The organism is Neobacillus rhizophilus (genome assembly GCF_018343535.1).
Lineage (GTDB): Bacteria > Bacillota > Bacilli > Bacillales > Cytobacillaceae > Neobacillus > Neobacillus rhizophilus.
In genome coordinates, this window is record NZ_JAGYPF010000001.1 from 1,674,961 (window position 1) to 1,682,566 (window position 7,606).

Annotated in this window: 3 protein-coding genes, 15 tRNA genes and 2 rRNA genes; 1 reads left to right on the plus strand and 19 read right to left on the minus strand. The window is 46.1% G+C overall.

Annotation, left to right across the window (positions count from 1 at the left end; translation table 11 throughout):
- Window positions 1–13: 13 nt before the first annotated feature.
- Window positions 14–784 carry an NUDIX domain-containing protein gene (locus tag KHA99_RS07905; protein WP_249366453.1) on the minus strand — a complete coding sequence of 257 codons (771 nt, stop codon included), beginning with the start codon at window positions 782–784 and terminating at the stop codon, window positions 14–16.
- Window positions 785–985: 201 nt separating this feature from the next.
- On the opposite strand from KHA99_RS07905, the gene KHA99_RS07910 reads away from it, so the two are divergent.
- Window positions 986–1,741 carry a vWA domain-containing protein gene (locus KHA99_RS07910; RefSeq protein WP_213116837.1) on the plus strand — a complete coding sequence of 252 codons (756 nt, stop codon included), beginning with the start codon at window positions 986–988 and terminating at the stop codon, window positions 1,739–1,741.
- 74 nt (window positions 1,742–1,815) lie between these two features.
- On the opposite strand, the gene KHA99_RS07915 is transcribed toward KHA99_RS07910, so the two are convergent.
- The 18 genes from KHA99_RS07915 to KHA99_RS08000 all read right to left on the minus strand — a co-directional run.
- Window positions 1,816–2,997, minus strand: coding sequence for a NupC/NupG family nucleoside CNT transporter (locus KHA99_RS07915; RefSeq protein WP_213116838.1), 1,182 nt, complete (start codon window positions 2,995–2,997; stop codon window positions 1,816–1,818).
- 442 nt (window positions 2,998–3,439) lie between these two features.
- Window positions 3,440–3,521, minus strand: a tRNA-Leu gene (locus KHA99_RS07920).
- Between the two features lie 6 nt (window positions 3,522–3,527).
- Window positions 3,528–3,601: transfer RNA gene (locus KHA99_RS07925), tRNA-Cys, on the minus strand.
- Between the two features lie 8 nt (window positions 3,602–3,609).
- A tRNA-Gly gene (locus KHA99_RS07930) sits at window positions 3,610–3,684 on the minus strand.
- A gap of 8 nt (window positions 3,685–3,692) precedes the next feature.
- Window positions 3,693–3,764, minus strand: a tRNA-Gln gene (locus tag KHA99_RS07935).
- Between the two features lie 40 nt (window positions 3,765–3,804).
- A tRNA-His gene (locus tag KHA99_RS07940) sits at window positions 3,805–3,880 on the minus strand.
- An 11-nt stretch (window positions 3,881–3,891) separates the two neighbouring features.
- A tRNA-Trp gene (locus tag KHA99_RS07945) sits at window positions 3,892–3,965 on the minus strand.
- 5 nt (window positions 3,966–3,970) lie between these two features.
- Window positions 3,971–4,055, minus strand: a tRNA-Tyr gene (locus tag KHA99_RS07950).
- Window positions 4,056–4,084: 29 nt separating this feature from the next.
- Window positions 4,085–4,157 (minus strand) — tRNA-Thr (locus KHA99_RS07955).
- A gap of 15 nt (window positions 4,158–4,172) precedes the next feature.
- Window positions 4,173–4,248: transfer RNA gene (locus KHA99_RS07960), tRNA-Phe, on the minus strand.
- 40 nt (window positions 4,249–4,288) lie between these two features.
- Window positions 4,289–4,365 (minus strand) — tRNA-Asp (locus KHA99_RS07965).
- A gap of 3 nt (window positions 4,366–4,368) precedes the next feature.
- Window positions 4,369–4,442 (minus strand) — tRNA-Met (locus tag KHA99_RS07970).
- A gap of 9 nt (window positions 4,443–4,451) precedes the next feature.
- Window positions 4,452–4,527 (minus strand) — tRNA-Val (locus KHA99_RS07975).
- A 6-nt stretch (window positions 4,528–4,533) separates the two neighbouring features.
- Window positions 4,534–4,608 (minus strand) — tRNA-Glu (locus KHA99_RS07980).
- An 18-nt stretch (window positions 4,609–4,626) separates the two neighbouring features.
- A tRNA-Ser gene (locus KHA99_RS07985) sits at window positions 4,627–4,717 on the minus strand.
- Between the two features lie 5 nt (window positions 4,718–4,722).
- Window positions 4,723–4,797, minus strand: a tRNA-Asn gene (locus KHA99_RS07990).
- Between the two features lie 11 nt (window positions 4,798–4,808).
- A 5S ribosomal RNA gene (rrf, locus tag KHA99_RS07995) occupies window positions 4,809–4,925 on the minus strand.
- 132 nt (window positions 4,926–5,057) lie between these two features.
- A 23S ribosomal RNA gene (locus KHA99_RS08000) occupies window positions 5,058–7,606 on the minus strand; the annotation flags it as partial.

Here is a 7,606-nt window from a genome sequence, read left to right on the forward strand (position 1 = left end):
TAATGAAAAAAAATTAGTATTTGGCATTATAAATGGATACATACGGATTAAAATCATTAAAACGGTACAGCTGTGCTTTATTCTTTGACCAACGATTAGTTTTTTGCGGCTCTCCATCCTTCTCTACTTTTTCAATAAAAGGGAGAGTTGGGGCCTTTCTAAAAAATTGCGAGTCAAGCTTTAGCCAAGGCTCATCCATCACTGTTAGCAACACACCTTGCAGCTCAGATAGAACAAATTCCTTTGGTAAAAAGTTTTTGGCGAGGGTTGTTAATGACATATCCTTTTTGATAAACCACAAAGCATCATCAATTATTTGCTTGTGATCAAAAGCGAGGTCCAACTGAAACACTTCATCCATTGAGAATAGCTCTACCTCCTCTGCATCGTCTGCAGCTTTCCTTTTAACCAGCTTACTCTCCGGAACAATCGCATAATGAGCGTTCGATATGATCCAGCCGCGCTTGTCACGCCCAAATTTGTCATATACTTCATAGTGCTTGATTTTTAATCCTGCTACTCCAGTTTCTTCTCTTAACTCGCGAACGGCTGCATCATAGGCAGTTTCCTCTGGCTTAATAAAGCCGCCAGGCAAAGCCCATTTCCCCCCTTCGATATTGGGGTCACCTTCTTTCGTCCGCTCCGCTCGTTTTATCAGCATGATTTTTAATGTTTTTTGAGGCGGCTTATAAGGGCCCACTTCCGTTGAAATAATCGTAAAAACGGCAATATCACTCGTATATCCATCAGGAGTCCGATATTTGCTCACATCATAATTTAACAAAGTCTCGCTCACCTATTTCTGTTGTTTTATTAATTAACATTTTGTTAATTGTTATTTATATAATATCACTTGTTTCCACTCCATGTTACATAAATTGTTCGACAAAAAGCGATACTTATTGGGTAAGGAGAATATTAGAAATTTATAATGGTAGAATAATATAATAGAAGTGGATATTAAATTGAGACAAGGAGGCTAGTTATGGAGACAATCAATTTGCAAAAGAAATCTGTCAAAGTTGTTTTGGAAAAGAAGAATTTAGTAAAGGTAACCGCTCGAGTTGGGCTGGTCCTCGATATTACCGGTTCCATGAGGAACTTGTATAAAAACGGGACCGTTCAGAGAGTGGTCGAGCGAATTTTAGCGATCGCCGCTCAGTTTGATGATGATGGCGTGTTGGATGTTTGGGTTTATGATAATGAATTCTCCCGTTTAAAACCTGTAACTGAAAGGGATATCGAAGGCTATGTCAATCGCATTATCCTCGAGGATGATTTAGTACATAAATTTGGAAGAAATGAAGAACTGCCTGTTATGAAGGACGTTTTGACAAAGTATCTTGAAGAAGATTCATCACCAGATCCTGCCTATATTGTGTTTATCAATGACGGTGGCTGCAAAAAGTCGATTAAATCATTAATCGAAAGTTCAGCAAAGTATCCGGTCTTTTGGCAATTTGTTGGCATCGGAAATGGCAACTTTGATTTTCTTAGGACACTCGATACATTGGAAGGTCGAGTGGTCGACAACGCCAATTTCTTGCATATTGAAGATATCGATAAAATTCCAGATCATCAGCTTTATGAATCATTGTTAAATGAGTTCCCAAGCTGGCTTCAAGAGGCACGTCAAAAAGGAATCATTAAAGCATCAGAACAAAAGCCGCCATCCAACGCACCATCTGTACAACAGGAAGAAAGGAAATCAGGTTTTTGGAATAAGGTTTTTAGACGATAGGAATCAGAAAAAAAATTCCAGCACATGTATCACAGCGCTGGGATTTTTTTTATGCCTCAAACTCTAAACCTTTTTTATAAAATAATACTTACAATCGTCCCCGAAAGGATGCTTACAAGTGTAGCTCCGTAAAGCAGCTTTAAACCGAAGCGGGCAACCACATTCCCCTGCTTTTCATTCAAACTCTTTACCGCCCCGGTAATAATGCCGATTGATGAGAAGTTGGCGAAGGAAACAAGGAATACGGACAGAATCCCAACTGTACGGTCACTAAAGTTGTGAGTGCCCTTAGACAAGTCCAACATTGCAACGAATTCATTGGTCACCAGCTTCGTTGCCATAATCCCGCCAGCACTGACTGACTCAGATAATGGAATCCCCATAATAAAGGCAATGGGAGCAAAGAGATACCCTAATAACTGCTGAAAAGAAATGCTGAACAGCAACTCAAATACATTATTAATGGCCGCCATTAGAGCAATAAATCCAATCAGCATCGCACCCACAATAACAGCAACCTTAAATCCATCCAGGATATACTCACCCAGCATTTCGAAAAAGGACTGTTTCTCCACATTCTGAATTTCTAAAATATCTTCACTTGGCTTTACCTCGTAAGGATTGATGATCGATGCAACGATAAAACCGCCAAATAAATTTAGAACTAAAGCTGTGACGACATATTTTGGATCCAGCATCGTCATATAGGCACCAACAATCGACATCGATACTGTCGACATCGCCGAGGCACAGAGCGTATACAGACGATTTTTTGAAAGCATGCCCAGTTGTTTTTTTACCGTAATGAAAACCTCCGATTGCCCGACCATTAACGACGCAACCGCATTATAAGATTCAAGCTTTCCCATGCCATTCACTTTGCTTAACAGCCATCCGATTCCTCTCATAAGGATCGGAAGAATTTTCAAATATTGCAGGATTCCTATTAATACAGAGATGAAGACAATTGGCAGCAGCACAGTTAAGAAGAATGGTGCCTCTCCTTTATTCGCCATTCCGCCAAACACAAAGGAAACTCCTTCATTTGCATAGTCGAGCAATTTGCTGAATACCTTTGAAATTCCTTGGATGATGATAAAGCCAAACTCTGTATTTAACAACAATATGGATAAGGTTATTTGAATAGCAATCATCACAATAATGGGTATAAATTTTACCTCTTTTCGATTCGAGCTTGCCAGCCAAGCGGCAAACACGACAGTTATAATACCTAAGATTGAAATAACATAGTGCATTTTTTACCTCCTGATGTGTTGAAACATTATGTAGGGGTTCCCTTCCCAATTGTCTAGTGTAGTAACCTTGTATGTCCGCAGAAAGCATTGGTATATTTTGTCCATATTTTATTTAAAAAATTAATGGAATGATATGAGTAGAATTGATATTAGCTTTAAAAAAGAGGAGTGATTCTGTGATTAATCAAGTGAAAGGAAAGCTAAGCTTTTGCAAGAGTAGAGGAGCATAGAAAGGCCGGACAAGTTTATTTTCCAAAGTCTTAGGTCGCTTACAGCTAGGCAATAAGTTATTCCTTCTAAATTAGAGCCATTTTTAATATTCGGCCAGCATCAATCTTTTCGAAAAGAGACTAATAAAATACAATAGAACCCGCTACTCATGCAGCTGGCCAAACTTTATGCAAAATAAAAAACACTCACATTAATATGAGTGTTTTTATGATACCGGTGGTCGGGGTCGAACCGACACTCCTCACGGAACACGATTTTGAGTCGTGCGCGTCTGCCAATTCCGCCACACCGGCATAATATGGAGGCGGCAACCGGATTCGAACCGGTGGTAAAGGTGTTGCAGACCTGTGCCTTACCACTTGGCTATGCCGCCATATTATTTGGAGCGGAAGACGGGATTCGAACCCGCGACCCCCACCTTGGCAAGGTGGTGTTCTACCACTGAACTACTTCCGCATATTTGACTGGGCTAGCAGGATTTGAACCTACGAATGACGGAGTCAAAGTCCGTTGCCTTACCGCTTGGCTATAGCCCAATAATACAACATTTTCACTAATTCATCAATAAAAAATTAATGGGGCGGCTGATGGGAATCGAACCCACGAATGTCGGAACCACAATCCGATGCGTTAACCACTTCGCCACAACCGCCATTACAGCATTGGCAGGGGTAGTAGGAATCGAACCCACACCAAAGGTTTTGGAGACCTTCGTTCTACCTTTAAACTATACCCCTATAAATGGTGGAGGGGGACGGATTCGAACCGCCGAACCCTGAGGGAGCGGATTTACAGTCCGCCGCGTTTAGCCACTTCGCTACCCCTCCATCTATACTATGCACTTGCTGCTTGCAAGTGCCGGCAAGAGGACTTGAACCCCCAACCTACTGATTACGATTCAGTTGCTCTACCGATTGAGCTATACCGGCAAAATTGAATCAAAATGGTGGCTCAGGACGGAATCGAACCGCCGACACAAGGATTTTCAGTCCTTTGCTCTACCGACTGAGCTACTGAGCCAAATTAAGATGATTTCCAATACCACATTCTAAAAAATAAGTGGCGGTCTGGACGGGACTCGAACCCGCGACCTCCTGCGTGACAGGCAGGCATTCTAACCAACTGAACTACCAGACCGAATTGCGGGGGCAGGATTTGAACCTGCGACCTTCGGGTTATGAGCCCGACGAGCTACCGGACTGCTCCACCCCGCGATAACATTATGGTGGAGGATGACGGGATCGAACCGCCGACCCTCTGCTTGTAAGGCAGATGCTCTCCCAGCTGAGCTAATCCTCCGTTAAATGGTGACCCCTACGGGATTCGAACCCGTGTTACCGCCGTGAAAGGGCGGTGTCTTAACCGCTTGACCAAGGGGCCATTTTGAAAAACTTATAATGGCGGAGAGCAAGGGATTTGAACCCTTGATACGCGGTTAACGTATACACGATTTCCAATCGTGCTCCTTCGGCCACTCGGACAGCTCTCCATAAATGGCTCCGCAGGTAGGACTCGAACCTACGACCGATCGGTTAACAGCCGATAGCTCTACCACTGAGCTACTGCGGAATAATATAACAGCCTGGCGATGTCCTACTCTCACGGGGGCTTTCGCCCCAACTACCATCGGCGCTGAGAAGCTTAACTTCTGTGTTCGGGATGGGAACAGGTGTGACCTTCTCGCCATTACCGCCAGACCATTTATCAGACACTATTTTATTATAATGTTTTTTTCATATTTTGCAAGAGGAAATTTAAATTTTTTCATTCCCTCAAAACTAGATAATGCAGAAGAAGTAAATTAGAACGAGTTCACCTAAAAACATGACTTGGTTAAGTCCTCGATCGATTAGTATCAGTCAGCTCCACACGTCACCGCGCTTCCACCTCTGACCTATCAACCTGATCATCTTTCAGGGATCTTACTAGCTTGACGCTATGGGAAATCTCATCTCGAGGGGGGCTTCATGCTTAGATGCTTTCAGCACTTATCCCGTCCGCACATAGCTACCCAGCGATGCCTTTGGCAAGACAACTGGTACACCAGCGGTGCGTCCATCCCGGTCCTCTCGTACTAAGGACAGCTCCTCTCAAATTTCCTGCGCCCACGACGGATAGGGACCGAACTGTCTCACGACGTTCTGAACCCAGCTCGCGTACCGCTTTAATGGGCGAACAGCCCAACCCTTGGGACCGACTACAGCCCCAGGATGCGATGAGCCGACATCGAGGTGCCAAACCTCCCCGTCGATGTGGACTCTTGGGGGAGATAAGCCTGTTATCCCCAGGGTAGCTTTTATCCGTTGAGCGATGGCCCTTCCATGCGGAACCACCGGATCACTAAGCCCGACTTTCGTCCCTGCTCGACTTGTAGGTCTCGCAGTCAAGCTCCCTTGTGCCTTTACACTCTGCGAATGATTTCCAACCATTCTGAGGGAACCTTTGGGCGCCTCCGTTACATTTTAGGAGGCGACCGCCCCAGTCAAACTGCCCACCTGACACTGTCTCCCACCCCGATAAGGGGTGCGGGTTAGAATTTCAATACAGCCAGGGTAGTATCCCACCGACGCCTCCACCGAAGCTGGCGCTCCGGCTTCTCAGGCTCCTACCTATCCTGTACAAGCTGTACCAAAATTCAATATCAGGCTACAGTAAAGCTCCATGGGGTCTTTCCGTCCTGTCGCGGGTAACCTGCATCTTCACAGGTACTATAATTTCACCGAGTCTCTCGTTGAGACAGTGCCCAGATCGTTACGCCTTTCGTGCGGGTCGGAACTTACCCGACAAGGAATTTCGCTACCTTAGGACCGTTATAGTTACGGCCGCCGTTTACTGGGGCTTCGATTCAGAGCTTCGCTTGCGCTAACCCCTCCTCTTAACCTTCCAGCACCGGGCAGGCGTCAGCCCCTATACTTCGCCTTGCGGCTTTGCAGAGACCTGTGTTTTTGCTAAACAGTCGCCTGGGCCTATTCACTGCGGCTCTTCGGGGCTATTCACCCCAAAAAGCACCCCTTCTCCCGAAGTTACGGGGTCATTTTGCCGAGTTCCTTAACGAGAGTTCTCTCGCTCACCTTAGGATTCTCTCCTCGCCTACCTGTGTCGGTTTGCGGTACGGGCACCTTTTATCTCGCTAGAGGCTTTTCTTGGCAGTGTGGAATCAGGAACTTCGGTACTATAATTCCCTCGGCATCACAGCTCAGCCTTAAGGTGAACGGATTTTCCTATTCACCAGCCTAACTGCTTACACGCACATATCCAGCAGTGCGCTTACCCTATCCTCCTGCGTCCCCCCATCACTCAAACGATAAAGAGGTGGTACAGGAATATCAACCTGTTGTCCATCGCCTACGCCTTTCGGCCTCGGCTTAGGTCCCGACTAACCCTGAGCGGACGAGCCTTCCTCAGGAAACCTTAGGCATACGGTGGATGAGATTCTCACTCATCTTTCGCTACTCATACCGGCATTCTCACTTCTAAGCGCTCCACCAGTCCTTACGGTCTAGCTTCAACGCCCTTAGAACGCTCTCCTACCGCGGACACCATAAGGTGTCCACCCACAGCTTCGGTGATACGTTTAGCCCCGGTACATTTTCGGCGCAGAGTCACTCGACCAGTGAGCTATTACGCACTCTTTAAATGGTGGCTGCTTCTAAGCCAACATCCTGGTTGTCTAAGCAACTCCACATCCTTTTCCACTTAACGTATACTTTGGGACCTTAGCTGGTGGTCTGGGCTGTTTCCCTTTTGACTACGGATCTTATCACTCGCAGTCTGACTCCCACGGATAAGTCATTGGCATTCGGAGTTTGTCTGAATTCGGTAACCCGATGAGGGCCCCTAGTCCAAACAGTGCTCTACCTCCAAGACTCTAACTACGTGAGGCTAGCCCTAAAGCTATTTCGGAGAGAACCAGCTATCTCCAAGTTCGATTGGAATTTCTCCGCTACCCACACCTCATCCCCGCACTTTTCAACGTGCGTGGGTTCGGGCCTCCATCCAGTGTTACCTGGACTTCACCCTGGACATGGGTAGATCACCTGGTTTCGGGTCTACGACTACATACTATTTCGCCCTATTCAGACTCGCTTTCGCTGCGGCTCCGTCTCTTCAACTTAACCTCGCATGCAATCGTAACTCGCCGGTTCATTCTACAAAAGGCACGCCATCACCCATGAACGGGCTCTGACTACTTGTAGGCACACGGTTTCAGGATCTCTTTCACTCCCCTTCCGGGGTGCTTTTCACCTTTCCCTCACGGTACTGGTTCACTATCGGTCACTAGGGAGTATTTAGCCTTGGGAGATGGTCCTCCCTGCTTCCGACCGGATTTCACGTGTCCGGCCGTACTCAGGATCCACTCAGGAGGGAACGAAGTTTC